This is a genomic window from Allobosea sp. LjRoot90, assembly GCF_964254315.1.
Taxonomy (GTDB): Bacteria; Pseudomonadota; Alphaproteobacteria; order Rhizobiales; family Beijerinckiaceae; genus Allobosea.
Window position 1 is genome coordinate 64,604 of record NZ_CAXUTF020000003.1, and the last position, 25,337, is coordinate 89,940.

The following is a 25,337-nucleotide window of genomic DNA, read 5'->3' on the forward strand; positions in this document are numbered from 1 at the left end:
CCCCTCCTCCCATATGATCTGCGCGATTTTAGGGAGGGATTGATGGCCTTGAAGATGATGCTCGCTGGCGCTGCCGCAATGATGCTGCGACAGATTCCGATGGTCGCCCCCGTCGAGCAGGCACCACTCGTGTCCCGCGGCATGGACGACCTGCCGATGGAGCCCGCCCCGATCGAGCCGTCCTGGATCATCGCTGGAGAGCCCGTGGCGCGCGTCGGCCTGCATTCGCGCAGCGGTGACGACGCCGCCTCCACCGCCATGTGGGACTGCACCGCCGGCGAGTTCCGCTGGTTCTTCGATTGGGACGAGACCGTCATCATTCTCGAAGGCGAAGTCCACGTCACCGCGCAGGACGGCTCGCAGCGGACCTTGCGCAAGGGCGACATCGCCTACTTCGCTGGAAAGACCTGGGCAACCTGGCGCATCGACTCTTACGTCCGCAAGATCGCCTTCTGCCGCAAGCGCTTCCCGGCGCCGGTGGCGCTGGCCTACCAGCTGCGCAACCTGCTACGCGGCGACAAGGCATCGCAGGGCGGCCTCGCCGCCTGAGGCGATCAGGGCGCGACACGTCCTCCAAATCGATACCTGTATCCGAGCCGGCGCACACACCGCCGGCTCGGATGCGCGCGTTCACGCCGCGCCCATATCTTACCTAACGTCGGCAAGGAAAATTCAGCTGTGAAATAAGCAGTATAAAAAACGAAAACAGAACCAAAACAAAAGCATGGACTGTATGCGTAGGTGGTCAAGAAACGAATTGCCTCCCGATAACCTTTCGTTAACTACATTTGCCCATTCTCTGACCACAGGCACGCACAATGAGAGAGACGGCCACGACTGACCGCCGCTGACGAAAATGGAGGGAAGCATGCGCTCAACGTGGATCTTGCTGTTCATCGGCATGCTGGCGGGCGACGCGAACGCCGCGACCGCGACGGGCACCTTCCAGGTTCAGATCAACATCCAGGCAGCCTGCACGATCGCCAGCGCCACCGACATGAATTTCGGAAATGTCGGCGTCCTCGCCACAAACGTCGACACCACCAGCACGATAACCGTGCAGTGCACGGCGACGACGCCCTATAATATCGGCCTCAATGCCGGCCTCACTGGCGGAGCCGTGACGACACGGCAGATGAGCGGTGCCGGTGGCACGGTCAACTATTCACTGTCGCGCGATCCCGCCCGGACGCTGAACTGGGGCGAAACGATCGGCACCGATACCTCGGTCGGAACCGGATCCGGGTCGACGCAAGCCTATACGGTCTATGGCAGGGTGCCGGCGCAAGCGACCCCGAGCCCGGCTCTCTATACCGATACGATCACCGTAACCGTCACCTACTGACCCCTGCCGGCATCGCCGGCGACAGGAACTCTTCAAGCACTCAACCCGGGCAGGCCACGACCCCGTGGCCGATGGCGAACTGCGCCCATCGCCAACAAAGGAGGATGCGATGAGATATGGCTTTGCCTTGGCCATCGCCTGCTGCCTGCCAGCATCGATGGCTTCTGCCGCCTCCCTGCAGGTTGCCCCCGTCCTGCTGACCGTGCCCGCCCCGGGCGCCGCCACGACGATCACGCTGCGCAACACGGACACCCAACCCATCACGGCGCAGATCCGGGTGTATCGCTGGGTTCAGGCCGGCGGCGAGGAGCGGCTCGAACCGACCAATGACATCGTCGCCAGCCCACCGCTCGTCGACCTGCGCGCGCGCCAGGACTACACGGTGCGCGTCGTCCGGACCGCAAAGCAGGCCGTGACCGGCGAGGAGGCCTATCGCCTCGTCATCGACGAGTTGCCGAAACCGCAGCAACGCACCGGCACGGTCTCGCTCGTGTTGCGCCATGTCGTCCCGGTCTTCTTCGCAAGCCGTGGCACCTCGCCGCCGGACGTAAGTTGGGGCATCAGCAAGCAAGGCCAGCGCCTCGTGCTCAGCGCCAGGAATCGCGGCGATATCCATCTGCGGCTGTCTGCCGTCAGCGTTCGCGATACGTCAGGCAACCTCGTCGGTGCCAACAAGGGGCTGGTCGGCTACTCGCTCGGACAGGGCATGATGAGCTGGCCACTGCCAGCCACGGGGGCGTTGCCACGCCCAGGCAGCAAGGTCTCGATCAGCGGCTCCAGCGAAATCGGTCCGTTCAATGCGACCGCGCTCGTTCAAACGGCGCCTTAGCTGCTGGCTGGTTGTCGTGCTTATCAATGCCGGCTTGCTCCTGGCGTTTCGCGGCGATGCGGCGGCTGAAGGCCGGGCACGGGAGCTTCAGCTCGACGTCTCTCTTGGCGGCTATTCGGTCGGCCTCATCGGCGCGTTCCATCAGAGCGAGACGGGCACCCTTTCGGCTCGCCGCAAGGAACTTGAGGAGCTCGGAATCAAGGTCCCGCAGCATTTCCGGCCCGATGATGACGTGCCGCTCTCGGCCATCCCCGGTCTGAGCCATCGCTACGACGAAGCCGCACAGCGGATCGATTTGAAGGCGCCCGAGGGCCTCCGGATGGCGAAGATCTACGATGCCACGCCGCAACCGGACGCCGCGCCCGGAGCGGGCCGGGCGGCAACCGGCGCGGTGCTCAACTATACCCTCTTCGGCAATTCGAGCGGGGCGCGGTTCTACGATTTCTGGCGCTATCCCAGCCTCTCGGCCAATCTGGACGGGCGCGTCTTCAGCGATCTCGGCGTGCTGTCGCAGACCGGGATCGTCGCGAACCGCTCGCTCGCCACGGACAAGGCCGACATCCTGCGGCTCGACACCAGCTGGAGCTATTCCGATCCGGCGACGCTGCTGAGTTATCGGGCCGGCGACACCATCTCCGGCGGCCTGCCCTGGACACGCCCGATCCGCCTCGGAGGCCTGCAGATCCAGCGCAATTTCGGGCTGCGGCCCGATCTCGTCACCCTGCCCCTGCCGAGCATCGACGGCAGCGCTGCCGTGCCCTCTACGGTCGATGTCTTCGTCAACGGCATCCGCACCGTTTCACAGGATGTCGGCTCGGGGCCGTTCCGGATCAACAACGTCCCCATCCTCTCAGGCAACGGCAACGCCAGCGTCATCGTGCGCGATGCCGCCGGCCAGCAGACCGAAACGACCCTGCCGTTCGCGGTCTCGAGCAAGCTGCTGCGGCCAGGCCTGACCGATTTTTCCGCCGAGATCGGCATGCCGCGCCTGCAATACGGTTTGCGTTCGAGCCTCTATGCCGAGCAGCCCGCAGGCTCGGGCAGCGTGCGCTACGGGCTGAGCGATCGCGTCACGCTGATGGCCCATGGCGAAGGCGCGCGCAGCTTCGGCAATGCCGGGGCCGGCGCCGTGGTCGGGCTCGGATCCCTCGGAACCGTCAGCGCCGCAGGTGCTGGCAGTTGGCGGAGCGGCGCGACTGGCGGCCTGGCCTACCTCGCCTTTGAGACCCGCCTCGGCGGCATCTCCTTCTTCGCTTCGAGCCAGCGCAGTTTCGGCAACTATCACGACCTCGCCTCGGCCACCGCTTCGCCGACTGCGCTCGGCACGCTCGCCTTCGACCTGCCGGGCCGCATTGTCGCCTCCGCCACCGATCCGCACGCCTGGTCCTGGCTGCAGCTGCCGCCGCGTGCGGTCGAGCGCATCTCCATCGGCCTGCCAGCGCCGTGGCTCGGCGGCGGGCTCAATCTCGGCTTCGCCCACCTCAAGGAGGCCGGCGGCCGCTCGAGCCGGATCGTCAATGCGAGCTACTCGCGCCCCCTGCCGCTGGGCGGCTCGTTCTACGCCACCGTCTTCGCCGACCTGGCGACGCGCGGATCCGCCGGCATCTTCGCCGGCCTGTCCTTCCCGTTCGGCGGCAACATCACCGCTTCATCCGGCTTCACCCGGTCCGGCGGCGCCTGGGCGCTCGCCGCCGACGTCGCCAAGCCGATCGGGCAGGAGCCGGGCAGTGTCGGCTGGCGCCTGCGCGACGTCGAAGGCGCCAGCTACCAGCGCCGCCGTTCAGCATCCGTCGCCTATCGTGGCAATTACGGCCAGGTCGAAGGCGGCGTCGAGCAGGGCGCGGGGCGCGTCTCCGGGGCGGCACAGCTCGACGGTGCGCTGGTCGCGGCTGGCGGCGGCCTCTTCCTCGCCAACCGCATCGACGATGCCTTCGCTATCGCCAAAGTCGGCGCCCCCGATGTTGATGTTCTCCATGAGAACCGTGTCGTGGCGCGCACGGGCGCCAACGGAACGGCGCTGATTCCCAATCTGCGCTCCTACCAGTCCAATCGCATCTCGATCGATCCGCGCGGACTCCCTGTCACCGCTCTGGCGGAGACGACCCAGGAGGTCGCGGCACCGCCGGACCGCGCCGGCATCGTCGTCGATTTCGCGGTCCGTTCGGCGATCAACGCCGCGATCGTCATTCTCCACGGGCGCGACGGCAAGCCTTTGCCGGCGGGCGTGCCCGGCGCGCTCCAGCCGGGCCTGCGCGGCGTCACCAGCCCGGCGCCGGATTTCACCGTGGGCTATGACGGTCGCGCCTTCGTCGAGCACCTTGGGACCGACAACGAGATCCGCATCCGCCTCGCCGATGGCGAATGCAGCGCGCGCTTCCCCTTCGCGCCCCAGGAGGGAACTCAGATCACGATCGGGCCGATCCCATGTCGGTAAGCTCCCTGCTCTGTCGCATGATGGCCTGCGCCATGCTCATGCTGGCCGGCCTGCTCGCCGCAACCGGACATGTCGCGGCGCAGTCCTGCACGCTCAGCGTCACGCCGATGATCTTCAATCCGATCGACGTCACCGCCAATGCCCAGGTCGATGCCACGGCAACCGCGACCGTCAACTGCTCCGGCCTGCCGCTGCAGCTCGTCGGGGTCTGCATCGACCTCGGCCCCGGTTCCGGCGGCGCGACCGATGCGACGAGCCGCTTCATGGTCAATGGCGCCCAGCAGCTGCGCTATGGCCTTTACTCTACTGGTATGACGCCCTGGGGCTCGAGCACCTGGGCCGGCGGCGCTGCCAATCCGGTGGGCTTCAACATCACGCTCACGCTCGGAGGAACCGGCAGCCGCTCGGAAATCATCACCGGGCGCGTCTATGGCGGTCAGCCGACCGCGGCTCCGCTGGCCTATGCGAGCACCTTCACCGGCCTCGAAGCCCGCATCCGTTACGGGCTTTTGTCTTTCCTGCTCGGCTGCAATCTCCTGACCAACTCGCAGACCACGACATTCACCGTGACCGCCAATGTCCCGCCGACCTGCCGGGTGACGACGAACCTGCTCGACTTCGGCTCGGCCGGCATTCTCGGCAGCGCTCGCGATGTCGCGAGCAACCTGACGCCGACCTGCACCAACGGAACGGCCTACCAGGTCGGATTGGACGGTGGCCTCGCCGGCGCAACGAACCCGGCGCAGAGGCGGATGGCGAAGGGAGCGGAATTCGTCACCTACGGGCTCTACCGCGATGGCGGCCGAACGCTGCCTTTCGGCAGCACACCGGGGGTCGACACGCTGGTCGGGACGGGCACGGGCCTGGCTCAGGCCGTCGCCATACACGGCCGCGTGCCGTCGCAGACGACGCCGTCTCCCGGCCTGTACACCGACACGATCGTCGCCACGGTTGTGTACTAGGTGTAGCGGCTGTGTGAGCCGAACAGAGGTCCAGCCACCGGGCTCGGCAGATCGCAGCCGTGCCAAGGCGGAAAAGCGGAATCCATCCCGAGCGCAATCAAGCACTCAGGTCTAGGCATCCAACGATTTCAAGTAGTTCCGTGGTGGGTGATGTAGGGCTCGAACCTACGACCCGCTGATTAAGAGTCAGCTGCTCTACCAACTGAGCTAATCACCCATACGCCACGAAGACGTTGCCGAAGCGACGGAGCGCGTCGGCAGGCGGGCGTATAGCAACCACCCCTGCCCCTGTCCACCTGTTTGCGACAGAAATATGCAAACTGGTCTCGCGGTCATCGGGCGGCCTATGTGCAAGACCCGGGAAAGACCTGCCGCAAGGCGTGCGGCAGGCCCTTTTTGTTGCCCTCAGGCGGCAGCGCGGCGGTTGAGCAAATGATAGAGCGCGATCGCCGCGAAGGTCGCCGTGCCGATGCCGCCGAGCTCATAGCCGAAGATCGGCAGCTTGAGATCGCCGGCGCCGAGAATCAACGCGGTCGCCACCGTCAGCAGATTCTTCGGCTGGGCGAAGTCGACCTTGTTCTCGACCCAGATCCGGCCGGCGGTCGCGGCGATCAGGCCGAACACGACGACGGCAAGGCCGCCCAGCACCGCGACAGGGATCGTGCCGATCACCGCGCCGAACTTCGGCGAGAAGCCGAGCAGGATCGCGATCACGCCGGCGGCGACGAAGACCAGTGTCGAATAGACCCGCGTCACCGCCATCACGCCCATGTTCTCGGCATAGGTGGTGACGCCGGTGCCGCCGCCGGAGCCGGCGATCATCGTGCCGATGCCGTCGGCAAAGAAGCCGCGCCCGATCAGCCCGTCGAGATTGCGCCCGGTCATCACCGAGATGCCCTTGATGTGCCCGAGATTCTCCGCGACCAGGATGATCGCGACCGGCACGATCAGCGCCATCGCCTTGAGGTCGAACACCGGCGCGACGAAGTTCGGCAGGCCGAACCAGGCAGCCGCCGCGACCTTGCCGAAATCGACCGGCGGCGCGCCGAAGCTCGTCGCCGTCGCGGCGTAGAGGATATAGGCCGCAAGCCCGCCGATCAGCACTGGCAGGCGCTGCACCAGGCCGCGGCCATAAACCGCGATCAGTGCCACCGCGATGACCGTGAACAGCGCGATCCATTTGGTGTAGGGGCTGGCCGAGATCATGTTCATCGCGACCGAGGTCAGGTTGAGACCGATCGCTGCGACGACGGCGCCGGTCACCACCGGCGGCAGCAGCGTCTCGATCCAGCGCGTACCGATGCCCTGCACCAGGAGGCCGATCGCGGCGTAGACCGCGCCGCAGGCGATGATGCCCCCGAGCGCGACCGGCAGATTGGCATTCGGGCCGGTGCCGGCATAGCCGGTCGCGGCGATGACGACGCCGATGAAGGCGAAGGAGGAGCCGAGATAGCTCGGCAGCCGGCCGCCGGTGATGACGAAGAACAGCAGCGTCGCGATACCGGAGAAGAGGATCGCGACGTTCGGGTCGAAGCCCATCAGGATCGGCGCCAGCACCGTCGCGCCGAACATGGCGACGACATGCTGCAGGCCGGCGATGATCGTCTGCCCGGTCGGCAGTCGCTCGTCCGGCATGACGTCGCCGGAGGTCTTCAGCGTCCAGTTCGGAAAATAGCCAGCCATCGTCCCGCTCCCAGCCATCGCGCGCACGCGCACCGGGTCGGAATAGTGGCAAGAATCGAGCCTGCGCCAAGCAAGTAGCGCGCGCCGTCCACCGCAAACAGCGCGCAACCGCGCAGATCGGCGACCGATAAGCTACCCGCGGAGAAACCCGCCCGTCAGGGCGCCACGTCGAAGGCGCGATAGCGCTCCTCGACCCGGGCATCGAGCGCTCGCGCCCGGGCGAAATCGGCAGCAGCCTCGCCGCTGTCGCCGCGGCGCTGATGCGCGATGGCGCGGCCATACCAGGCCTGGCCGAGGCGGGCGTCGAGCGAGAGCGCTCGGTCGAAATCAGCGATCGCCGCTTCGGTCTGCCCGAGTGCCGTCCGCAATGCGGCACGCGCCACCCAGCCATCGGGATCAGCCCGGTTGGCCGCGACAGCCGCGTCGAGATCGGCCAGTGCCCGTTCGTATTCGCGCGCGTGCTGCAACAGCAGCGCCCGATTGAGCAGGGCCGCGGCATTGGCCGGCGCGACCGCGACGACCTCGTCATAGGCCTTCAGCGCGGCGCCGTACTGCCCGCGCGCCGTCAGCGCCCTCGCCCGCTGGAACAGCGCCTCGACCGAGCGTGGCTCGCTGCGCAGCGCCGCTTCCGCATCGACCTGGGCCGCGGCGTAGGCGCCATCGCGATAATTGAGCCGGGCGCGCTGCACCAGCGCCGCCGGATTTTCGGGCTCCAACATCAGCGCGGTCGCGAGATCGGCCCGCGCCTGCGCCTCCCGCTGCGGCTGGCCGATACCGAACTGGGCCCGGCGTACCAGACGCGGCACATCGAAGGCATCGAGGGCAAGGGTGGCATCGAGCAGCGCGGCCGGATTGGACCGAGCGAGCGCGACCACAGTCGGTTGCGGCCGGAGCGCGCGATAGGTGTCGCGCAGCCCATCGCGCTGCTGCGCATAGATATCCCGTGCGGCCCGCAGCAGGCTGGCCAGCCGCGACGGCCAGATTTCGATCGAGCGGCCGAGCGCCGGCAGCAGTTCTTCGCGGCGTTCAAGCGCCCCTTCATGCTCCGGGTCGACGGCAAGCAGCGCGCCATAGGCGGCAGCCGCCGCGCTCCGGTCGCCGCGAACTTCCTGCGCCAGCCCGAAGCCGAACAGCGTGGCGCGATCCTGCGGCTTCAGCGCGAGCGCGGCACGATAAGCGTCGAGCGCCGGTAGCGGCCGGCCGAGCGCGAGCAGCGCGTCGCCGCGCATGCCATGCCAGGCCCCGGCGTCATGGCCGGGCCCGGCCCGGTCGAGATCGCGCAGCGCACGATCGTTGCGGCCGAACGCCAGCAGCAGCTGCGCGCGGTTGCGGAGCGCATTGCCGTCACCGGGGACGAGCACGACGGCGCGGTCGAGATCGCGCAACGCCTCCTCGCGCCGGCCGAGCCCGGCGAGCAGGCCGGCCCGGTTGTTCAGACCGAAGGCGGCGCGTGGCTGGACAGCGAGCAGCCGGTCATAGGCGGCGATCGCCTCCTCGGCCCGGCCTGTGCGCTGCAGGAGAAAGGCGCGCCGCGACAGCGACGCCTCGTGGCGTGCGTCGAGGCGCAGCGCCCGCTCATAGCTGGCGAGCGCGGGACCTTCATGGCCGAGCGCCTCGAAGGCCCGCGCGCGCTCCAGCCAGACCTGGACGACCGCCGGCTCCAGCCGCAAGGCACCGTCGAAGGCAGCGATCGCCTCGCGCGGCCGCCCCAGCGCAGCGAGCGAGAGACCGCGGCGATAATGATAGGAGGTGACCTCCGGTTCGATGGCGAGCGCAGCGTCGAAATCGGCCAAGGCCGCTTCGTGCTCGCCCTCAACCTGAAGGAACCGCCCCCGCGTGCCGCGCGCCCAGCTATTGGACGGATCGAGCGCGATGGCGCCGTCGAGATCGGCACGGGCTCCGGCGACATTGCCGGCGCGCTCGCGCAGCAGGGCACGGTCGGCCAGCAGCGTCGCGCGCCCGCCGAGGACCATCGCCCGCTCGATCAGCGTCGCGGCCTCGGCATGCCGGCCGAGTTCGGACAGGGTGTGTGCCCGGCCGCGCAAGGCAGCCAGGTGATTCGGCACCGCCTTGAGCGCCGCATCGAAATCGCGCAGGGCCTCGTTGAGGGCGTTCTCGGCTTCGGACAGCCAGCCGCGGCTGGCGAGGAGATCGGCGCGGACGGCGCGGTTGAACTCGCTGCTCAGGGCCTCGTCGCAGGCTGCCCGCCGCTCCCTGCCGCCGGCCTCGGTCGCGCCCATGCAGAGACGGACGCGCTCCTGCGCGCGCTCTGCCTGCTCCGGCACGGAGGCAGGCGCATAGGCCGCGACGGGCTGCGCGCTCAGCACGGCCAGGACGCCCATCGGCAATAGGCGCAGCAACTTCATCGAGAATGTCTCGCGGTGATCCCCCACGCACATGAGAGCGACACCTGTTTTACGAATCCAGACTTTGTTCCGTGCTGGAAGCAAAATTTGAGCCGGTGTGCCGCGCTGGTCACAGCGTGGCACACCGGCTCATCGAGAAGCGACGTCTGAAAGCTACTCGGCCGCCTGCGCGTGCACGCGGCTACCGCGGGCGACCAGCTTGTTGAGCGCCGCCAGATAGGCCTTGCACGAGGAGACCAGCGTGTCCGGATCGGCGCCGCGACCGGTCACAGCTGCGCCGTCATGGGAGAGACGCACGGTGACTTCGGCCTGGGCGTCGGTGCCCTCGGTGACGGCGTGGACATCGTAGAGCTCGAGCACCGCTTCATGCGGCACGATCGCCTTGACCGCGTTGAACACCGCGTCGATCGGCCCATTGCCCTCGGCCTCCTCGGCCGTCACCCGGCCGTCGACATCGAGCTTCAGCATGGCGCGCTGCGGGCCGCGCGTGCCGGCGATCACCGTCAGCGAGACCAGCTTCACGCGGTCGCGGGCGGTGGCGAGATTCTCGTCGACCAGCGCCTCGATATCCTCGTCGTAGACATGCTTCTTGCGGTCGGCGAGCGCCTTGAAGCGGGTGAAGGCGTCCTCCAGCTGGTTGTCGCCGAGCTCGTAGCCCATCTCCTTCAGCTTCGAGCGGAAGGCGGCGCGACCGGAATGCTTGCCCATCACCAGCGAGGTCTTGGTCACGCCGACCGAGGCCGGGGTCATGATCTCGTAGGTCTGCTGATGCTTCAGCATGCCGTCCTGGTGGATGCCGCTCTCATGGGCGAAGGCGTTCCGGCCGACGATCGCCTTGTTGTACTGCACCGGGAAGGAACAGGCGGAGGAGACCGCCTTCGAGGCCCGCATCAGATAGGTCGCGTCGATGCCGGTGTCATAGGGCATGACGTCGCCGCGCACCCGCAGCGCCATCACGATCTCCTCCAGCGCCGCATTGCCGGCGCGCTCGCCGATGCCGTTGATCGTGCACTCGACCTGGCGCGCGCCGCCCTCGACCGCCGCCAGCGAATTGGCGACGGCGAGCCCCAGATCATTGTGGCAATGCGCCGAGAAGATCGCCTTGTCGGCGTTCGGCACGCGCTCGCGCACCGCCCTGAACATGGCGCGGTACTCGTCAGGCGTGGCGTAACCGACCGTGTCGGGCAGGTTGATCGTCGTCGCGCCGGCCTTGATCGCGGTCTCGACCGCCCGGCAGAGATAGTCGATCGGCGTGCGGGTCGCATCCATGCCCGACCATTCGACATCGTCGACCAGGTTGCGCGCCTGCGTCACCGTCCTGGCGATGATCTCCAGCACCTCCTCCTCGCTCTTGCGCATCTGGTACTGCAGATGGATCGGCGAGGTCGAAACGAAGGTGTGGATGCGCGGCTTCGCCGCGTGACGCACCGCCTCGCCGGCACGGGCGATGTCGGCGGGAATCGCCCTCGCCAAGCCCGCGACGCTGGCGCGCCTGATCCGGCCGGCGATGGCGGAGACCGCCTCGAAATCACCGTCGGAGGCGATCGGGAAGCCGGCCTCGATGATGTCGACGCCCATCGCGTCCAGCATGTCGGCAACCTCGAGCTTCTCCTCGAAGGTCATGGTCGCGCCGGGGCATTGCTCGCCGTCACGCAGCGTGGTGTCGAAGATCAGGACCCGGTCCTTGGCGGACACGGTGTTGCTGGCATCGGTCATGGTCTTGGTCCTTGGGTCAGGACGCGCCGCACATCGATTCAGGCAGGCGCGAAAGGTCTAAGGCTTGGTTCCCGTCATCCCCTGAGCGCCCAGGCACACGTGCCCGGCCGGCCCTCAGGGGCTGGTAAGAAGAAGCAGCTGACCAAGGAGCGAGGGAGCGCGCATGCCGGCCGTCCGCGCAATGGCGCGGTTCTGGCTCTCGGCATGGGTGGCGAATGCGGCCACGAACGATCCTCTCGTCGACGGAAGCTGTCTACCGGATCGCAGCCTAGGAAGGCAAGCCTTGGAGGTCTTGAACGTTCGTGCAGGGCGATGCCGGAAGAAGGCACCTCAGCCGGCAGCGCTTGCCCGCTCCTTCAATGTCCTGGTCTCGGCGAGCGGCGCCGGCCAGACCTGCAACCGGTAGAAGTCGTCGCCCTCCAGCCCGTCCTCGCTGAGCGTATCGAGCCCGACATAGGAGACCCGCACCCGGTAGGGTCCGGGCTCGAGCGAAAACCGCGCTCGCTCCTGCGGCGAGCCTTCGGTGCAGCCGATCACCATCACCTGGCCCGAGCGCACGCTGAAGGAGCACTCGTTGACCAGCTCCCACTCGCCGAAATCGGCCTCCGGCGCCGCGTCATGGACTGACACGACCACCGGGACGTTCATGTTCCGCGCCGTGGCGATACCGACGGAGCATTCGCCGACAGCAAGCATCCGCTCCACCGTCTCGTCGGTCCAGAACGTCCCCCAATCCTCGTTGACCGCCTCGTCCTGCAAATAGAACTGGAAGTAGTCGGCGAAGATTTCGAGCTCGATGGTGTGCAGCACGGTCATGACGGCCAGCGTTCCGTCGAAATGTGACGGGAGTAAGTGCGCAAAGCTCCGGCGCACGGGAATGACGGGTGAGATGTGTGGATTAATCTGATGACGCGATTCGGCTGACTATGGTGCATTTGGAGCCGGTCCGCACAACCGGAGTGCCGTGTCGATGCTGCGCTATGATCGCCCCGCCATCGGGCTTGCCATCGGCCTTTCGGGGCTGGCCGGCTTCGTCGATGCGCTCGGCTTCCTGAACATCGGCGGCTTCTTCGTCTCGTTCATGACCGGCAACACCACCCGCCTCGGCATCGAACTGGTGGAAGGCCGCATCGGCGGCATCATGCTCGCGGGCATGATCATCCTCCTCTTCGTATTCGGAGTGGTCTGCGGCTCGCTCGCCGGCCATGTCGGCGGGCATCGGCGCCAGGCCGCGGTGCTGGCCTTCGTCACGCTGGCGCTCGCCCTCTCGGCCGGGCTCTACAGCATCGGGCTGGGCATCGCCGCCGCGGGTATCCTCGCGCTGGCGATGGGCGCCGAGAATGCCGTCTTCCAGCGCGATGGCGAAGTCACGATCGGCCTGACCTACATGACCGGCACGCTGGTCAAGATGGGGCAGCGCCTCGCCGGCGCTCTGCTCGGCCGGCCGAAACTCGCCTTCCTGCGCCATTTCGTGCTGTGGCTCAGCCTCCTCTGCGGCGCGCTGCTGGGCGCCTACGCGCACAGGCTCGTCGGGCTGGGGGCGATCTGGCTGGCGGCCACGGCGGCGGGCGTCTTCGCCATCCTCGCTCTCGTCATGCCCGATCAGGACTGAACGCCCATTCCTCCCCGGGAGACCCTTTGCCTCGCAGACGGAATCGACCATGGTTCCGCTTCGTCCAGCCGGAGCCCTGCCCATGCGCGCCACACCGATCCTCGTCACGGCTTTCGCAGCGCTCCTGCTCACAGCCTGTCAGACGCCGTCAGGCGGTCCACCGCCGGCGCCCTCGCCCGAGCAGGCGCCGACCGGGGTCACACCGAACACCTTCCGCATGCCGACCGGCTCGGGCTGCGCCGGCGAGGTCGACCGCTTCCAGGCGGTGATGGACAACGACCTGCAGACCGGCCACACCACCAAGGGCGTCCACACCCGCGTCAGCGCCGAGATCGACACCGCCCGCAAGAGCTGCGCCGCCGGCAATGACGGCGGAGCGACCTCCCAGATCCGCGCGACGCGGACGAAGTTCGGTTACCCGTGAGCCCCGTCCTCTCCGCCCCCCGGAGAGAAGGCGTCCTTGGTCGCTTCGGCGGTTAAAGGCTTCGCAGGGCAAAATGCCGGCGAAGCCAAACGAGAGGCGTAGATCATGATCACCCGTCGCATCTTCGCCGCCGCCCCTCTCGCTCTGGCTGCACTGCCCGCCCACGCCGCCCCGCGCACGCTCTCGGGCACGGTCGTCTATCGCGAGCGGATCGCACTGCCGCCGGGCGCCACGGTCGAGGTGAGCCTGCTCGACGTCTCGCTTGCCGACGCTCCGTCCCGCACCATTGCCCGCACGCGGATCGCCCCGCGCGGGCAGGTGCCGATCCCCTATCGGCTGCGCTTCAACGACGCGGTGGTCCGGCCCGGCCATCGCTATGCGCTTCGCGCCGAGATCAGGGTCCGTGGCCAGCTCTGGTTCACGACGACGGAGCACCACGCCGCCCTCGTCCCGGAGGCGAGCGGCGAGATCGTCGTCCAGCGCGTCGCGCCGCCGGCAGAGGTCGGCGGTCCCACCGGCTCCTGGCGTGTCGAGAGCCTGCGTGGCAAGCAGCTGCCGGCCGACGTCCGCGCCACGCTGAAGATCGAGTCGGACGGGCGCGTCTCCGCCCATAGCGGCTGCAACGGCATGGGCGGACAGGCCACCATAAGCGACAGGCAGATCCGCTTCGGTCCGCTGGTCGGCACGATGATGGCCTGCCCCGAGCCGCGCATGCAGATCGAGCGACACTTCCGCGAGGCGCTGGAAGCGACACGGAGCTGGCGCATCGAGCGCGGCGCGCTCACTTTGCTGAGCGGGCGAGGCGCGCGGCTGGTCGTGCTGGCGCGGGAGTAGAGGCGGCTAGGCCGCCAACCCCCGCTTCTCCAGCAGCGCATCCGGCGTCGGCAGACGGCCACGGAACAGCGTATAGGCCTCGGCCGGATCGCGCGTGTCGCCGGCCGAATAGATGTAGCGCTTGAGCTTGCCGGCGACCTCGGCCGCGAAGACGTCGCCCACCTCGATGAAGGCGTTGAAGGCGTCGGCGTCCATCACCTCCGACCAGAGATAGCTGTAATAGCCGGCCGAATAGCCGTCGCCCGAGAACACATGCGAGAAATGCGGCGTGCGATGGCGCATGGTGATCTCGGCGGGCATGCCGATCCGGGCGAGCTCCTTCGCCTCGAAGGCGAGCGGATCGACCTGCGCCGGCTCTTCCAACGAATGGAAGGCGAGATCGACCAGCGCCGAGGAGGTGTATTCCACCGTGGCGAAGCCCTGGTTGAAGGTCTGCGCCCGCTTGATCTTCTCGATCAGCGCGTCGGGGATCGGTTCCCCGGTCTCGGCATGCAGGCAGAAGCGCTGCATCACCTCTTTGGTCAGGAACCAGTGCTCGTAGAGCTGCGACGGCAGTTCGACGAAATCGCGCGAGACCGAGGTGCCGGCGAGCGAGCCATAATGCACATCCGAGAGCAGGCCGTGCAGCGCATGGCCGAACTCGTGGAAGAGCGTGCGGGCATCGTCGATCGAGAGCAGCGCCGGCTTGCCCTCCGCCGGCTTGGCGAAATTGCAGACGTTGACGATGATTGGCCTGACCTCGCCGTCGAAATTGCGCTGGCCGCGATAGGCGCTCATCCAGGCACCGGACCGCTTCGAGGCGCGGGCGAAATAGTCGCCGAGGAAGAGGCCGATATGCCGGCCGCTCGCAGTCTCGGTGACCTCGAAGACGCGCACATCCGGGTGGTAGCCCTTGAGCTCCGGCCGCTCGGCGAAGGACAGGCCGAACAGCTTGCCGGCGGTGTCGAAAGCGGCGGCGATGATCTTGTCAAGCTGGAGATAGGGCTTCAGCACGGCCTCATCGAGCGCATAGGTCTTCTGCCGGACCTTCTCGGCATAGAAGCGCCAGTCCGACGGACGGATCGGGCTGTTCTCGCCCTCGCTCTGGGCGAGCGCCGCGAGATCGGCCACCTCCTGTCCGGCGCGGGCCCGTGCTGGCTTCCAGACCAGTTCGAGCAGGTTGCGGACATTCTCCGGCGTCTTCGCCATCGAATCGTCGAGCTTGAAATGGGCGAAGGTCGCAAAGCCGAGGAGCTTCGCCTTCTCGGCCCGCAAGCTCACCATCTCGGCGACGATGGCGCGGTTGTCGGTCTCCCCGCCATTCTCGCCGCGCTTGCTCCAGGCGGTGAAGGCTTCCTCGCGGAGGTCACGCCGTGTCGAGAAGGTCAGGAAAGGCTCGATGATCGAGCGCGCCAGCGTCACCGCATGCTTGCCGTCCTGCCCGCGATCGGCGGCAGCGCGCGCCATCGCCGCGACGACGAAGGACGGCAGGCCGTCAAGATCGGCCTCGTCCTCGATGATCAGCGCATAGCTCGCCTCGTCCTTGAGCAGGTTCTGGCCGAAGCTGGTGCCGAGTCCCGCCAGCCGCTCGTTGATCGCGGCGAGTCTGGCCTTGGCCTCGCCTTCGAGCTTCGCGCCCGAGCGGATGAAGCCGCGATGCGTCCGCTCCAGCAGGCGCAATTGCTCTTCGTTCAGCCCCAGGCCCTCGCGCTGCGCGAAGACGGCATCGACGCGGGCGAAGAGCTCGTGATCCATCATGATCGCCGACCAGTGCCGCGACATCACCGGCGACATCTCGCGCTCGATCGCCTGCAGCGCCTCGTTGGTGTCGGCCCCGGTGAGGTTGTAGAACACGCCGCCGAGCCGACTCATGCCGCGCGCCGAACGCTCCAGCACCTCGATCGTATTGGCGAAGCTTGGGGCCACTTTCTCGGCCTTGATCGCCTCGATCTCGGCCCGGTGCTTCTCCAGCGCCGCCGGATAGGCCTGCTTGATGTGCTCGGGCGTGATCTGCGCGAAGGGCGGGAGGCCGAAAGGCGTCTCCCAGGCGCGCCCGAAAGGATTGCCGGCAGGCAGGTTCAGGACTTCGGACGCATCAGCCATCAGCAACCTCGATCGGTAAGGGTCATTCCCGCCCGAAGATATGGACGAGATAGGACGTCATGAAGGGCGGCATGTCGTAAGCTGCACAATCGGCGAGATTGCGGACGATCACGATGTCGGAAAGCTCGGGCTCCGCCTGCGCTTCGATCCGCTCCAGCATGAGCGCGCGGGCCTCCTCGGCGCTCCAGGAAACCGCGACCGGCCGCATGAAGGCGACGCGGCCCGGCACGATCACCGCCGTCCAGCGCTCTTCGACCGAGATCTCGTCGAGCGTGAGTCCGGTCTCCTCGCAGAGCTCGCGGGTGACGCTGCCAGCGAGATCAAGCGTACCGTCGGGGCGCGCGTCTTCTTTGTCCGGGGTGCCGGCAGCGAAATAGACCTTGCCGGGATTTGCGGTGTGGTCGCCCATCCGGCCGAGCAGGAAGGCGCCATCGGCAGCCTGCAGCGTCGCCATGGCGAAGCCGTTGCGGATCGCCGGCGGCGGCAGGCCGAAATCGCGCCAGCTCATGAAGGCGGCATAATCGGCCTCGAAGTAGCCGGCTCGGAACACCCCGCCCTCGATCGCGGCGCGATGCTGCAACATGACGCGGCCGTTGAACATCGCAGGCTTGCCGTCGCTGATCTGGGCCCAATGCGCAGCGATATCGCCGGCGCGCTCGCGAGCGAAAGCCCAGTCGAACGCTTCGATCCTGGCCTCAACGCGATCGAGCGCGACAATCTCGCCATCGACGACACCGTTGCCGCTCACAGCAGCACGCCTTCGCTCATCAGCACGGCTCCGCCGCCGATCGTCGCCGAGGCGAGTGCACCGCCTGCGACCGTCAGCGTGAGCTCGATCTGCGACGGCCGCCCCATCTCGTAGCCCTGCTCGATGACGAAGCGGTGCACGCCGTCGCCGGGGCGGTCGAACGCCATGATCGCGCCGGCGAAGGCGGCGACGGCCGAGCCGGTCGCCGGATCCTCGCTAATCCCGCTCTCCGGCCAGAACATCCGGGCATGGTAGCGATGCCCAGCTTCTTCCGTCTGTCGGCAATAGACGAAGGCGTTGCCGTTCTGGGCCACTGCCATCGCGCGCTCGAAGCTTCCGGCGACACGCGCCTTTGCGACTGCCTCGCGGCTGACAACCGGCACTGTGGTGTAGGCGACGCCCGCCGAGAAGGCGCTCGGCCGATGTCCCTCGAAGCCGAGATCGGCGAGGTCGAGCCCAAGCGCCTCCGCCAGCGCCGCGTCGGTGATCGGCTGCGCGATCGTCTCCGGCAGCTTCGGCAGGGTGAAAGTGGCGCGGGCGCTGCGCGCATTGCCGAGCGCGACGACGCAAGGCACCAGGCCGACCTTCTCTTCCAGGATGAACCTGTCCGCTACACGTCCCTCGGCCGCATCGCGCAGCGCCAGCAGCACGGCGGTACCGACGGTCGGGTGCCCGGCGAAGGGCAGCTCCTGTCCCGGTGTGAAGATGCGGATCGCGGCGCGATGAGTAGGGTTGGCCGGCGCTGCGACGAAAACCGTCTCCGACAGGTTGAACTCGCGGGCGATCGTCTGCATCGCCGCGGTATCCAGCCCCCCGCTGTCGAGCACGACGGCGAGGGGATTGCCGGCATGCGGCCTGGTTGTGAAGACGTCGAGCGTGACGAAGCGGCGGCTCATGCGGTCTCCTTCGGGATCGAAAGCTCGATCGTCAGCGGGCAATGGTCGGAGGCCTTGGGCCGATCCCAGCCAACGCGCGGATAGCGGTCATGGGTCAGAGCGAGCTTGGCCATCGAGCGGTCGGCCTCGCGTGGATCGAGCGGCACGCGATAGGGCAGACCGCGCCGGATCGTCTGCATCACCGGGTTCAGATTGGCCGCGGCGAGCGCCGGCGAGAGCAGAATATGGTCGAGCGGCATGTGGCTGTCGACCAGCGCTTGCCGCTCCTCCGACCAGTAGCGCCGGAAATGCGTCCAGCGCTCATACGGCGGCAGCGCCTCCATCGGGTCGACGGCGAAGTCCTCCAGCAGCGGCTCGATGCCGCTATCGCCCTCGTCGACCGGCGCCGCCAGCGGGCCGAGCCCGATGCGATAGCCGTTGAGATCGCCGAGGATCGCCCAGTTCGCCTCGCGCCAGCCCGGCCCGAACCGGTCCTTGATGATCTTCCTCACCGCCAGCGCCTCGGCCCGCCGGATCGGCAAGGTTGCCTGCCTGCCGTCGTCGCGGCCATTGTTCATCGACTTGAGATGGCAGCCGAACAGGGTCAGCCGCCGGTCGCCAAAGTCGAGCTCGACCGCGAGACAGTCACGGGCGAAGACCTTGTCGCGCGGGCCGATGCCGAAGGCGGCGACCTCGGGCGAGAACGCCTCGGCGTCGGCGAAGCTCATGCCCTTGTAGGAGCGCACCGTGACCTGCTGCGGCTGCACCAGGTCGCGCCGCGCCGCGAAGCCGATGTCGATATTGCGCCGGTCATTGCCGTCGAGCAGCGTGAAATGGCCGTAGCGATGGTCGGCGATACGGTGGACGTAATTGGCGAAGAAGGCCTGCAGGCTGGCGAGCGAGTCGACCTCCTGCAGCATCCAGAGATCGGCATTGGCCTCGGCGATGGCGAGCGCCGTCATCTGGCGCTTGTCGTCCTCGAGCGCGACCGCAAGCGAACGCTCGACCGCGTCGCGCTCATCGGCGCGCGGGAAATGGAACAGCGACATCGCCGCCGCCGTCTCGGTCCGCCCGCCCGGCTCGAAGCGGTGGCGCGTCAGCAGGTTCTCGACGTTGAAAGTGCCGAGGCGCAGCTTCATGCGCCTCAGACCGCCTCGGGAGCGAAGAGCTGCGAGGGCGTGACGAACTCGCCCTGTGCCGCCACCGTCAGGATCTCGCGCGAGCCGGCCTCCTTGGTCCGCTTCAGCAGGCCGTAGATCGAGGACGCCGCCTTGCCGAGCGCGCTCGCAGCCGAGCCGTCACGCAGATAATGGACGAAGAACAGGGCCGCGATCGCGTCACCCGCACCGTTGATGTTGATGTCGATCTTCGGCGTGCGCACCCGGAACGTGCCCTGCCCGTCCGCCGCCATCAGGTCGATCGCATCACCCGGCGTCTCGTTGGTGATCAGCGAGGTGACGAGCACGACCTTGGGACCGGCATCGCGCAGCGCCTCGACGGCGCGGTGCGCGTCGGCCAGCGTCTTCACCTCAATATCGGTGAGCAGCTCGAGCTCGAACTGGTTTGGCGTGACGATGTCCGCCGCCGGTACCGCCTGCTCGCGCATGAATTCGGGGATGCCCGGCCGCACGAAGACGCCGCGGCCGACATCGCCGATCACCGGATCGCAGCAATACATCGTCTTCGGGTTAGCCTCGCGCACCTTGGCCACGGCCGAGAGGATGGCGTGGCCGATATCGGCCGAGCCCATATAGCCGGAGAGCACGCCGTCGCATTTTCCGAGCACACCGCGCTCGCCGATGCCTTCCATCAACTCATCGATCGTGGCGCCATCGAAGACCTGCCCCTTCCAGGCGCCGTAGCCGGTGTGGTTCGAGAACTGCACGGTGTGGATCGGCCAGACCTCGACGCCGAGGCGCTGCATCGGGAATACGGCCGAGGCATTGCCGACATGGCCATAGGCGACATGGGACTGGATCGAGAGGATGTTCATGGGGGATAGGCCAGCCTTCGACGAAACGACGCGGCGAACCTAGCGGCTGGTGCAGCCTGCGCCAATCGAAAGCCGTGATGGAAGCGATCAGCGCGGCGCGCGGGGCCTGGCGCAACCGCCCTTTCGTAGGCCTGCTCAGGCCGGCGTGCCGATAACGTAGGGAACACTGACGATGACGACGGCAAGCTGGATCGCATTGCAGGCCATGCCGCCGTAATGCAGCCGACGCAGTCGCCGGCCGACATCGGCGGGCCAGGCATCGATCTGGGCGTCCATCCGTTGCAGGAACCAGCGGCGTGCCATGAGCGTGGACGCCAGCACGGCAATGCCGATGACGAAGGCCCATCGGCCCGTCAGGGCAAAGACCACCGTCCCGACGACGGCGGCAATGGTCAGCACCTGGAAATAGGCGCCGAACATCATGCGCAAAAGCCGGGCAACAGGCAGAATGTCGAGCTTCACGAATAGGAAGCCGGGCGCCGCCAGCAGCAAATAGCCCATCGGCAGGATCAGGATGACGACGGCGAACAAGGCGGCTGGATTCGGCATCGTGCGGGCGCTCTTGTTATTGGTCGCTGGGACATGCCGCCAGCAGAAGCCGCTACAATATCCGTCCGGATTCAAATACAAAACAATTGAACTTTAGTCGGGCACAATTGAGCCGACTACCAGGCGAATACCTTACCAGGCGACTTAAATACGGCTCACCTTTTCTTTCCGCGCGCTCTAGCCAGAATCCGTCCTCGCACCGGATATCCTGCTGCGTCTAAGGTCTACTTGCGCCGACCTGAATTCTTCAACACAACAAGCATCATAGAACATTCTATCAATTGAATTAATCAGGAAACTGATCGCAGCGAAACAAGAAAATAAATAGAAACAGTGGAGGAGACAGATGAGCAGGCTCTCTTGGTTCTGGCGCCCCCGAAACAAGAACAAATCCTCAGACGACGCGAAGCTCTCTTCTGAACGAACCGAAGGCGGCGATCGGCGTCGGCTCCTTCAGGCACTTTCCGCCATGGCCGGTGGCAGCGTTTTGGCGGCGATGTCGCCACCAGCCGAAGCCAAGGATTCCAGCGAGCTGCCGCCCCCGAAACGGGCGCTGACCGGCCGCGACGCAGCCGGCAAGTCGGTGTTCAAGTCCTTCGACGTCACGTCCAAGGTGGTGGAGATCGACTCCAATCCGGGGCTGACCTTCTACGAACTCTACATGACCGAGGGCGTGCCGCAGCTCACCGGCCTGGAACCCGACCCGATGCTGAAAGGCACGGTCGCCTTTCCCGGCCCCGGCGGCACGATGTTCCGCCTCATCTCCTATCCGCCGAAGCGGCCTGAGGGCTGGAAATCGCCAGCCGGCGTGACCTTCAAGAGCGCGCTGGAGGAAATGTCGGAGAAGGTCCCGCGTATGGGCGACCATTTCGATCTCAGCGCCCCGGGCATGCACACCTCGGACACCATCGATTACGGGGTCGTGGTTCGTGGCGAGATGACGCTGGAGCTGGACGACGGACAAAGCGTCCATCTGCGCCAGGGCGACTGCATCGTGCAGAACGGCACCCGTCATCGCTGGCGCAACCCGCTGCCGGAGCCCTGCCTGATGGCCTTCATCTCGGTCGGCGGCAAGCGCGGCTGAAAGGCGGACCCGTTCAGGGGGAAGCCTGCAGCCCGGTGGCTGGCGCGCGCCGCCATCGGCCGCAACACGAGCGATGGCGGGACTTGATCAGCCTCGCCTCAGATGCTGCTCAGCCGCGCCACGCCGGCGGTGTCGGTGAATTGCGTGACACTCTTCAGCTTGCCGTCGGAGACGGTGAAGACGTCCATGATCTCGAAAGAACCACTGCGGCCCGTCGGCTTGCATGCGACGTCGGCCCGCCAGTGCAGGGTGGCCGTCTCGCCATCGACCGTCATCGCCAGTTCCTCGATATTGCTGAAGACATAAGTCGCGATCAGCCCCGCCATTTGCTCGCGGACAGCTTCGATACCGTCTGGCTGCACGAAGACTTCGGCGGCCTGCGGCCCTCCGGCGAGACGATAGCTGCACTGGGGGTGGAAATGATCCATCAGCGCGTCGAGATCGCCGCGATGACGGGCGGCATAGGCATCCCGAATGAGGGTTTCGATCGCAGCACGCTCGATCATGTTGCCTCTCCTTGCGTCAGGGGCACAATCTCGCGCCGCGACAACCGCAAGTCCAGCGAGCGTTTATTGGGCTACCAAAGAAAATGGCGCCGCTGTGAAGCGACGCCATCATCAGCGTGACGAGCGGGCCGAACCGGATCAGGACCCGGCAGCCGCCTTCTTGGCAAACGAGTCGGTGAAGGTCTTGGTCAGGTCGACATTGGAGTTCGTCAGCTCCGGGTCGAGCAGCTTGAGTGAATCATACATGCTCTTCATCGCGTCGGCGGTCGGGATGCCGGTGCGCGAATAGCTTTCCTGCGAGTTCTTCACAGCCGTGAGGTAGAGCGGCTTGTCACCGAGGTGATATTCAGCCGGGACGAGATCGGCGACATCCTCGGGCTTGGCCGTCTCCAGCCATTTCAACGACTTCATCAGCGCGTTGACGAGCTTCTGCGTCGTGACCGGGTTCTTCTCGGCGAAGTCATTCTTGAGATAGAGCACCGCCGCCGGGTTCGAGCCGCCGAACAGCGCCTTGGTGCCGGCCTCGGTGCGGGTGTCGATCAGCGAGACGACATCGCCGTCGGCTTCGAGCTTCGAGGTGACCGGGTCGAGATGCGAGATCAGGTCGACCTGCTTCTGCTTGATCGCCGCGACCGCGCTCGCGCCGGCGCCGACGCCAATGATCGCCGCGTCCGTCGCCTTCAGCCCGGCCTTGACCATGGCGTATTGCGCGGTCAGCGCCGTCGAGGAGCCCGGCGCGGTCACGCCGATCTTGAGGCCCTTGAAGTCGGCGGCGGACTTGACCTTGTCGGCGAGGTCCTTGCGCACCGCAATCGTGATCGCCGGGAAACGCCCGAGCTCGATCACGGCGCGGATGTCCTGGCCCTTGGCCTGCATGCGGATGGTGTGCTCATAGGCGCCGGTGACGACGTCGACCGAACCGCCGACCAGCGCCTGCAGCGACTTGGCGCCGCCGCCGAAATCGTTGATTTCGACGTCGAGGCCCTGCTCCTTGAAGAAGCCCTTCTTCTCCGCGACGGTGAGCGGGAGGTAATAGAGCAGCTGCTTGCCGCCGACGCCGAGGGTCAGCTTGGGCTTCTCGGCATTCTGCGCGAAGGCCGGCGCGAGGCCGAGCGCAGTGCTGAAGGCGAGCGCAGCGAGCGCCGCGCGGCGAGTGAAAAACATGGATATTCCTCCGGTTGATCGACGACGCGCTTCGTAAAAGGCGCGATTTCGCGACGAAGATAGGCGCATTGCCGCGGGCTGGGCAAGCGCAGGGACATGCTGCGTGAAGCACGAATGCGAGGGCTGATCGGCGCGGAAGCGACGCGAAAGATTCAACGCTCGTTAAAGGCCGCGTTTCATACTGGCTGGATGCGATGACTCCCGCCTGTGCCTCGACAAGGACTTTCGACCAGAACGAACCGGACAGGAGACGGTCATGGTGGATGCAGTTGCGGCCCGGATCGCGCCTTCCGCTCTCGAGCTTCGGCAACCCGCTTCACCATCGGGCGCTGCGGCTGAAGTCGGTGGAAGCACCTTGCCCGCCGCAATGGTGCCGGCAGCGCCTGATCAGAATGACGCCGTCATCCTCGACCTGTCGGAACAGGCTCAGGCCGTCCTGGTAGAGGCGAACGCTCGCGACCGAACCGCCCCATCGGCCAAGACCGACGACCCGCCTGGGCTGACCCGGGTCGAAAAGCGCTTCAGGCTCATGACGGAATACACGGCGCTTCAGCAGGAACTCGCCTGGCTCGGCGACCGGGCCGCAGCCTATGCGCTCGACAAGATGTTTCAGGGCGCAGCCGCACAGCAAGACGAGAGCGGCGCCGCAGATGAACGGGCGGAGTTCGATCGCGATATGCAACGACGCGAGGAGCTGATGCCGCGTTTCGCCGAACTGACGCGAAAGCTCGGAGCCCTGCCAGGCCAGGAGAGTTAGCGGAAGATGCGGCTCGCATAGAGCGCGATGGCAAAACAGGCGAGCGCGACGCCGAGCAGGATCCAGCTCGTTTCCGTCGGGTTTTCGAGAGCCGCGTTCGACGGGTCCTGCGGATCATAGTGCACGTCGACCGGCGCTCCTGCCGGATAGCGCGCGGCGATCTTCTGCGCGAAACTCTCCGACCCGGACACCTCTAGGCCGAGCTTGACCTGCCGGCTATGCAGGCGATTGCCGCCGACCGTGTAGGCGAACTCGACGACGGGGAGATAGATCGTGCGCGTCCTGCCATCGTCGGTCGTTCGGCGCTGCTCGACGACGCTGGAGACGATCTCACCTTGCGTGACCGGCCAGGCATTGGCGCGGGAGAGATAACGCCGGTACGCGGCGAAGAACAGGAGCGCCGCCAGGCCGAAGAGCGCGGCGAACAGCATTACCGGAACATCCGCGTCCGGCATCCCTGCCTTGAGAACCTCGGCTCCTTGCGTGATCGCCCAGTAGAATCCGCCACCGACGAGAGCCAGGACGAGCAGCAGGAGCCCGCAGCCCTTGACCGCGCCCTTGGGTGCATCGCGCTCCAGCACGCAATCGTCGGGATCAGCCGGGTCGTAGAAGACCATGACCGCCTTGCCGACAGGGTAGCGCGTCAGCGCCTCCTCGGCATATTTGCCGCTGATGTCGCCGAGGCTGACCCGCGTGCCGCGATAATCCTGCCCGCCGACCGAGAACGAATAGGCCACGGCCGGGACGTTCACCACAGTGCCGATCTCATTGCCGGCCGGAGGGCGTCGCACCGTCATCTTCGATTGAGTGATGCGCCCCTGCGCCTGCACCCAGCCTTTGGCGCGGCGCACCTTGAGCATCGCGTTGATGACCAGCGCCGCGACCATCACCACGATCGGCAGTGCGATCAGCGCGATGTTGCCGAAGGTCGTCCCGGCGAGGGGCAACTTTTCCAGCCAGCTCTCCGGCAGCACTTCCACAATGACGAAGATCAACGCGAGCGAGGCGACCACCGCCGCAATCGCCCAGACCGGCGGCTCACCCGCAGCTTCGGCCGCCTTGGCCGGCGACGCCTTGCGCAGCCAGTTCCGGTTGGCGCGCCAGCTGTCATTGCCGCTGAGATAGGCGAGGAAGATCGTCTTCAGCGTCGCGGCGTCGACTGTCTCGGCGGCATCGAACCGGGCCTTGCCCGAATGATAGGCCAGCCGGAACCGGCCAGCTCTTTCGAGCTCCGCTTCGACATAGCCGTCGCCATCGGAGAGGTTGATGAACCAATCGGGATCGTCACCGCGCTGGTCGATGGCGCGAGCGATGTCCTCGGGCGTCGGATCGGCCGTGATGCGATCGTGAACGTCGAGTTCCATGACCGCCCCC

23 protein-coding genes and 1 tRNA gene are annotated in these 25,337 nt (G+C 66.8%); 10 read left to right on the plus strand and 14 right to left on the minus strand.

What is annotated here, in order from left to right; genetic code table 11:
- Positions 1–42: 42 nt before the first annotated feature.
- The 5 genes from ACSQ3M_RS12290 (at position 43) to ACSQ3M_RS12310 (ending at position 5,570) form a co-directional block, all read left to right on the plus strand.
- Positions 43–549: a cupin domain-containing protein gene (locus ACSQ3M_RS12290; protein ID WP_436150373.1), complete on the plus strand. Its 507-nt coding sequence runs from the start codon at positions 43–45 to the stop codon at positions 547–549.
- A gap of 319 nt (positions 550–868) precedes the next feature.
- Entirely contained in the window at positions 869–1,345 is a 477-nt protein-coding gene (locus ACSQ3M_RS12295) for a Csu type fimbrial protein (RefSeq protein ID WP_436150374.1), read from the plus strand.
- Positions 1,346–1,409: 64 nt separating this feature from the next.
- Positions 1,410–2,174, plus strand: coding sequence for a fimbrial biogenesis chaperone (locus tag ACSQ3M_RS12300; RefSeq protein WP_436150375.1), 765 nt, complete (start codon positions 1,410–1,412; stop codon positions 2,172–2,174).
- A gap of 16 nt (positions 2,175–2,190) precedes the next feature.
- The gene (locus ACSQ3M_RS12305) at positions 2,191–4,608 is read left to right on the plus strand and encodes a fimbria/pilus outer membrane usher protein (RefSeq protein ID WP_436150376.1); all 2,418 of its coding nucleotides are present in this window, start codon (positions 2,191–2,193) and stop codon (positions 4,606–4,608) included.
- Positions 4,599–5,570: a Csu type fimbrial protein gene (locus ACSQ3M_RS12310; protein ID WP_436150377.1), complete on the plus strand. Its 972-nt coding sequence runs from the start codon at positions 4,599–4,601 to the stop codon at positions 5,568–5,570. Before ACSQ3M_RS12305 ends, ACSQ3M_RS12310 begins: the two co-directional genes overlap by 10 nt.
- 141 nt (positions 5,571–5,711) lie before the next feature.
- Here the strand turns inward: ACSQ3M_RS12310 and ACSQ3M_RS12315 are convergent.
- From ACSQ3M_RS12315 to ACSQ3M_RS12335, 5 genes are all read right to left on the minus strand, one after another.
- A tRNA-Lys gene (locus ACSQ3M_RS12315) sits at positions 5,712–5,787 on the minus strand.
- A 188-nt stretch (positions 5,788–5,975) separates the two neighbouring features.
- Positions 5,976–7,253, minus strand: coding sequence for a solute carrier family 23 protein (locus ACSQ3M_RS12320; RefSeq protein ID WP_436150378.1), 1,278 nt, complete (start codon positions 7,251–7,253; stop codon positions 5,976–5,978).
- A 155-nt stretch (positions 7,254–7,408) separates the two neighbouring features.
- A complete protein-coding gene (locus ACSQ3M_RS12325) occupies positions 7,409–9,619 on the minus strand; it encodes a tetratricopeptide repeat protein (RefSeq protein WP_436150379.1) in 2,211 nt (736 codons plus the stop codon).
- A gap of 153 nt (positions 9,620–9,772) precedes the next feature.
- Positions 9,773–11,335: a 2-isopropylmalate synthase gene (locus ACSQ3M_RS12330; RefSeq protein ID WP_436150380.1), complete on the minus strand. Its 1,563-nt coding sequence runs from the start codon at positions 11,333–11,335 to the stop codon at positions 9,773–9,775.
- 330 nt (positions 11,336–11,665) lie between these two features.
- The gene (locus ACSQ3M_RS12335; RefSeq protein ID WP_436150381.1) at positions 11,666–12,151 is read right to left on the minus strand and encodes a hypothetical protein; all 486 of its coding nucleotides are present in this window, start codon (positions 12,149–12,151) and stop codon (positions 11,666–11,668) included.
- A gap of 154 nt (positions 12,152–12,305) precedes the next feature.
- Between ACSQ3M_RS12335 and ACSQ3M_RS12340 the strand changes: the two genes are divergently transcribed.
- From ACSQ3M_RS12340 to ACSQ3M_RS12350, 3 genes are all read left to right on the plus strand, one after another.
- A complete protein-coding gene (locus ACSQ3M_RS12340) occupies positions 12,306–12,947 on the plus strand; it encodes a YoaK family protein (protein WP_436150382.1) in 642 nt (213 codons plus the stop codon).
- Positions 12,948–13,029: 82 nt separating this feature from the next.
- Complete coding sequence (locus ACSQ3M_RS12345) at positions 13,030–13,371, plus strand: hypothetical protein (protein WP_436150383.1); 342 nt, start codon at positions 13,030–13,032, stop codon at positions 13,369–13,371.
- A 105-nt stretch (positions 13,372–13,476) separates the two neighbouring features.
- Positions 13,477–14,205 carry a YbaY family lipoprotein gene (locus tag ACSQ3M_RS12350; protein WP_436150384.1) on the plus strand — a complete coding sequence of 243 codons (729 nt, stop codon included), beginning with the start codon at positions 13,477–13,479 and terminating at the stop codon, positions 14,203–14,205.
- 6 nt (positions 14,206–14,211) lie between these two features.
- Here ACSQ3M_RS12350 and ACSQ3M_RS12355 read toward each other — a convergent pair whose 3' ends face one another.
- The 6 genes from ACSQ3M_RS12355 to ACSQ3M_RS12380 form a co-directional block, all read right to left on the minus strand.
- Positions 14,212–16,287, minus strand: coding sequence for a M3 family metallopeptidase (locus tag ACSQ3M_RS12355; protein WP_436150385.1), 2,076 nt, complete (start codon positions 16,285–16,287; stop codon positions 14,212–14,214).
- 22 nt (positions 16,288–16,309) lie between these two features.
- The gene (locus ACSQ3M_RS12360) at positions 16,310–17,035 is read right to left on the minus strand and encodes an NUDIX hydrolase (protein WP_436150386.1); all 726 of its coding nucleotides are present in this window, start codon (positions 17,033–17,035) and stop codon (positions 16,310–16,312) included.
- Positions 17,032–17,931, minus strand: a complete 900-nt coding sequence (locus tag ACSQ3M_RS12365; protein ID WP_436150387.1) for a PhzF family phenazine biosynthesis protein — start codon at positions 17,929–17,931, stop codon at positions 17,032–17,034. The genes ACSQ3M_RS12360 and ACSQ3M_RS12365 overlap by 4 nt, the downstream gene beginning before the upstream one ends.
- Positions 17,928–19,049 (minus strand): endonuclease/exonuclease/phosphatase family protein, encoded by a 1,122-nt coding sequence (locus ACSQ3M_RS12370; protein WP_436150388.1) that lies wholly within the window; start codon positions 19,047–19,049, stop codon positions 17,928–17,930. Before ACSQ3M_RS12370 ends, ACSQ3M_RS12365 begins: the two co-directional genes overlap by 4 nt.
- A 5-nt stretch (positions 19,050–19,054) precedes the next feature.
- A complete protein-coding gene (pdxY, locus tag ACSQ3M_RS12375; protein WP_436150389.1) occupies positions 19,055–19,903 on the minus strand; it encodes a pyridoxal kinase PdxY in 849 nt (282 codons plus the stop codon).
- Positions 19,904–20,038: 135 nt separating this feature from the next.
- A complete protein-coding gene (locus ACSQ3M_RS12380) occupies positions 20,039–20,452 on the minus strand; it encodes a hypothetical protein (protein WP_436150390.1) in 414 nt (137 codons plus the stop codon).
- A 469-nt stretch (positions 20,453–20,921) separates the two neighbouring features.
- Here ACSQ3M_RS12380 and ACSQ3M_RS12385 point away from each other — a divergent pair, with 469 nt between their 5' ends.
- The gene (locus tag ACSQ3M_RS12385; protein ID WP_436150391.1) at positions 20,922–21,536 is read left to right on the plus strand and encodes a cupin domain-containing protein; all 615 of its coding nucleotides are present in this window, start codon (positions 20,922–20,924) and stop codon (positions 21,534–21,536) included.
- A gap of 98 nt (positions 21,537–21,634) precedes the next feature.
- On the opposite strand, the gene ACSQ3M_RS12390 is transcribed toward ACSQ3M_RS12385, so the two are convergent.
- Together ACSQ3M_RS12390 and ACSQ3M_RS12395 are read right to left on the minus strand one after the other, a co-directional pair.
- A complete protein-coding gene (locus ACSQ3M_RS12390; protein ID WP_436150392.1) occupies positions 21,635–22,042 on the minus strand; it encodes a nuclear transport factor 2 family protein in 408 nt (135 codons plus the stop codon).
- Between the two features lie 138 nt (positions 22,043–22,180).
- Complete coding sequence (locus ACSQ3M_RS12395; RefSeq protein ID WP_436150393.1) at positions 22,181–23,206, minus strand: ABC transporter substrate-binding protein; 1,026 nt, start codon at positions 23,204–23,206, stop codon at positions 22,181–22,183.
- Between the two features lie 256 nt (positions 23,207–23,462).
- On the opposite strand from ACSQ3M_RS12395, the gene ACSQ3M_RS12400 reads away from it, so the two are divergent.
- On the plus strand, positions 23,463–23,963 hold the full coding sequence (locus tag ACSQ3M_RS12400) for a hypothetical protein (protein WP_436150394.1): 501 nt from the start codon (positions 23,463–23,465) through the stop codon (positions 23,961–23,963).
- Here the strand turns inward: ACSQ3M_RS12400 and ACSQ3M_RS12405 are convergent.
- Positions 23,960–25,327 carry a DUF3592 domain-containing protein gene (locus ACSQ3M_RS12405; RefSeq protein ID WP_436150395.1) on the minus strand — a complete coding sequence of 456 codons (1,368 nt, stop codon included), beginning with the start codon at positions 25,325–25,327 and terminating at the stop codon, positions 23,960–23,962. The genes ACSQ3M_RS12400 and ACSQ3M_RS12405 overlap by 4 nt on opposite strands.
- Positions 25,328–25,337: the final 10 nt, after the last annotated feature.

Excerpts from the sequence above, each read along its gene's own strand:
- ACSQ3M_RS12325 (WP_436150379.1), bottom strand. The coding sequence starts at position 9,619 with ATGAAGTTGCTGCGCCTATTGCCGATGGGCGTCCTGGCCGTGCTGAGC.
- ACSQ3M_RS12370 (WP_436150388.1), bottom strand. The coding sequence starts at position 19,049 with ATGAAGCTGCGCCTCGGCACTTTCAACGTCGAGAACCTGCTGACGCGC.
- ACSQ3M_RS12395 (WP_436150393.1), bottom strand. The coding sequence starts at position 23,206 with ATGTTTTTCACTCGCCGCGCGGCGCTCGCTGCGCTCGCCTTCAGCACT.
- ACSQ3M_RS12390 (WP_436150392.1), bottom strand. The coding sequence starts at position 22,042 with ATGATCGAGCGTGCTGCGATCGAAACCCTCATTCGGGATGCCTATGCC.
- ACSQ3M_RS12385 (WP_436150391.1), top strand. The coding sequence starts at position 20,922 with ATGGCCGGTGGCAGCGTTTTGGCGGCGATGTCGCCACCAGCCGAAGCC.
- ACSQ3M_RS12405 (WP_436150395.1), bottom strand. The coding sequence starts at position 25,327 with ATGGAACTCGACGTTCACGATCGCATCACGGCCGATCCGACGCCCGAG.
- ACSQ3M_RS12330 (WP_436150380.1), bottom strand. The coding sequence starts at position 11,335 with ATGACCGATGCCAGCAACACCGTGTCCGCCAAGGACCGGGTCCTGATC.
- ACSQ3M_RS12310 (WP_436150377.1), top strand. The coding sequence starts at position 4,599 with ATGTCGGTAAGCTCCCTGCTCTGTCGCATGATGGCCTGCGCCATGCTC.
- ACSQ3M_RS12365 (WP_436150387.1), bottom strand. The coding sequence starts at position 17,931 with ATGAGCCGCCGCTTCGTCACGCTCGACGTCTTCACAACCAGGCCGCAT.
- ACSQ3M_RS12350 (WP_436150384.1), top strand. The coding sequence starts at position 13,477 with ATGATCACCCGTCGCATCTTCGCCGCCGCCCCTCTCGCTCTGGCTGCA.
- ACSQ3M_RS12345 (WP_436150383.1), top strand. The coding sequence starts at position 13,030 with ATGCGCGCCACACCGATCCTCGTCACGGCTTTCGCAGCGCTCCTGCTC.
- ACSQ3M_RS12320 (WP_436150378.1), bottom strand. The coding sequence starts at position 7,253 with ATGGCTGGCTATTTTCCGAACTGGACGCTGAAGACCTCCGGCGACGTC.
- ACSQ3M_RS12380 (WP_436150390.1), bottom strand. The coding sequence starts at position 20,452 with ATGCCGAATCCAGCCGCCTTGTTCGCCGTCGTCATCCTGATCCTGCCG.
- pdxY (WP_436150389.1), bottom strand. The coding sequence starts at position 19,903 with ATGAACATCCTCTCGATCCAGTCCCATGTCGCCTATGGCCATGTCGGC.
- ACSQ3M_RS12295 (WP_436150374.1), top strand. The coding sequence starts at position 869 with ATGCGCTCAACGTGGATCTTGCTGTTCATCGGCATGCTGGCGGGCGAC.
- ACSQ3M_RS12400 (WP_436150394.1), top strand. The coding sequence starts at position 23,463 with ATGGTGGATGCAGTTGCGGCCCGGATCGCGCCTTCCGCTCTCGAGCTT.
- ACSQ3M_RS12355 (WP_436150385.1), bottom strand. The coding sequence starts at position 16,287 with ATGGCTGATGCGTCCGAAGTCCTGAACCTGCCTGCCGGCAATCCTTTC.
- ACSQ3M_RS12335 (WP_436150381.1), bottom strand. The coding sequence starts at position 12,151 with ATGACCGTGCTGCACACCATCGAGCTCGAAATCTTCGCCGACTACTTC.
- ACSQ3M_RS12290 (WP_436150373.1), top strand. The coding sequence starts at position 43 with ATGGCCTTGAAGATGATGCTCGCTGGCGCTGCCGCAATGATGCTGCGA.
- ACSQ3M_RS12340 (WP_436150382.1), top strand. The coding sequence starts at position 12,306 with ATGCTGCGCTATGATCGCCCCGCCATCGGGCTTGCCATCGGCCTTTCG.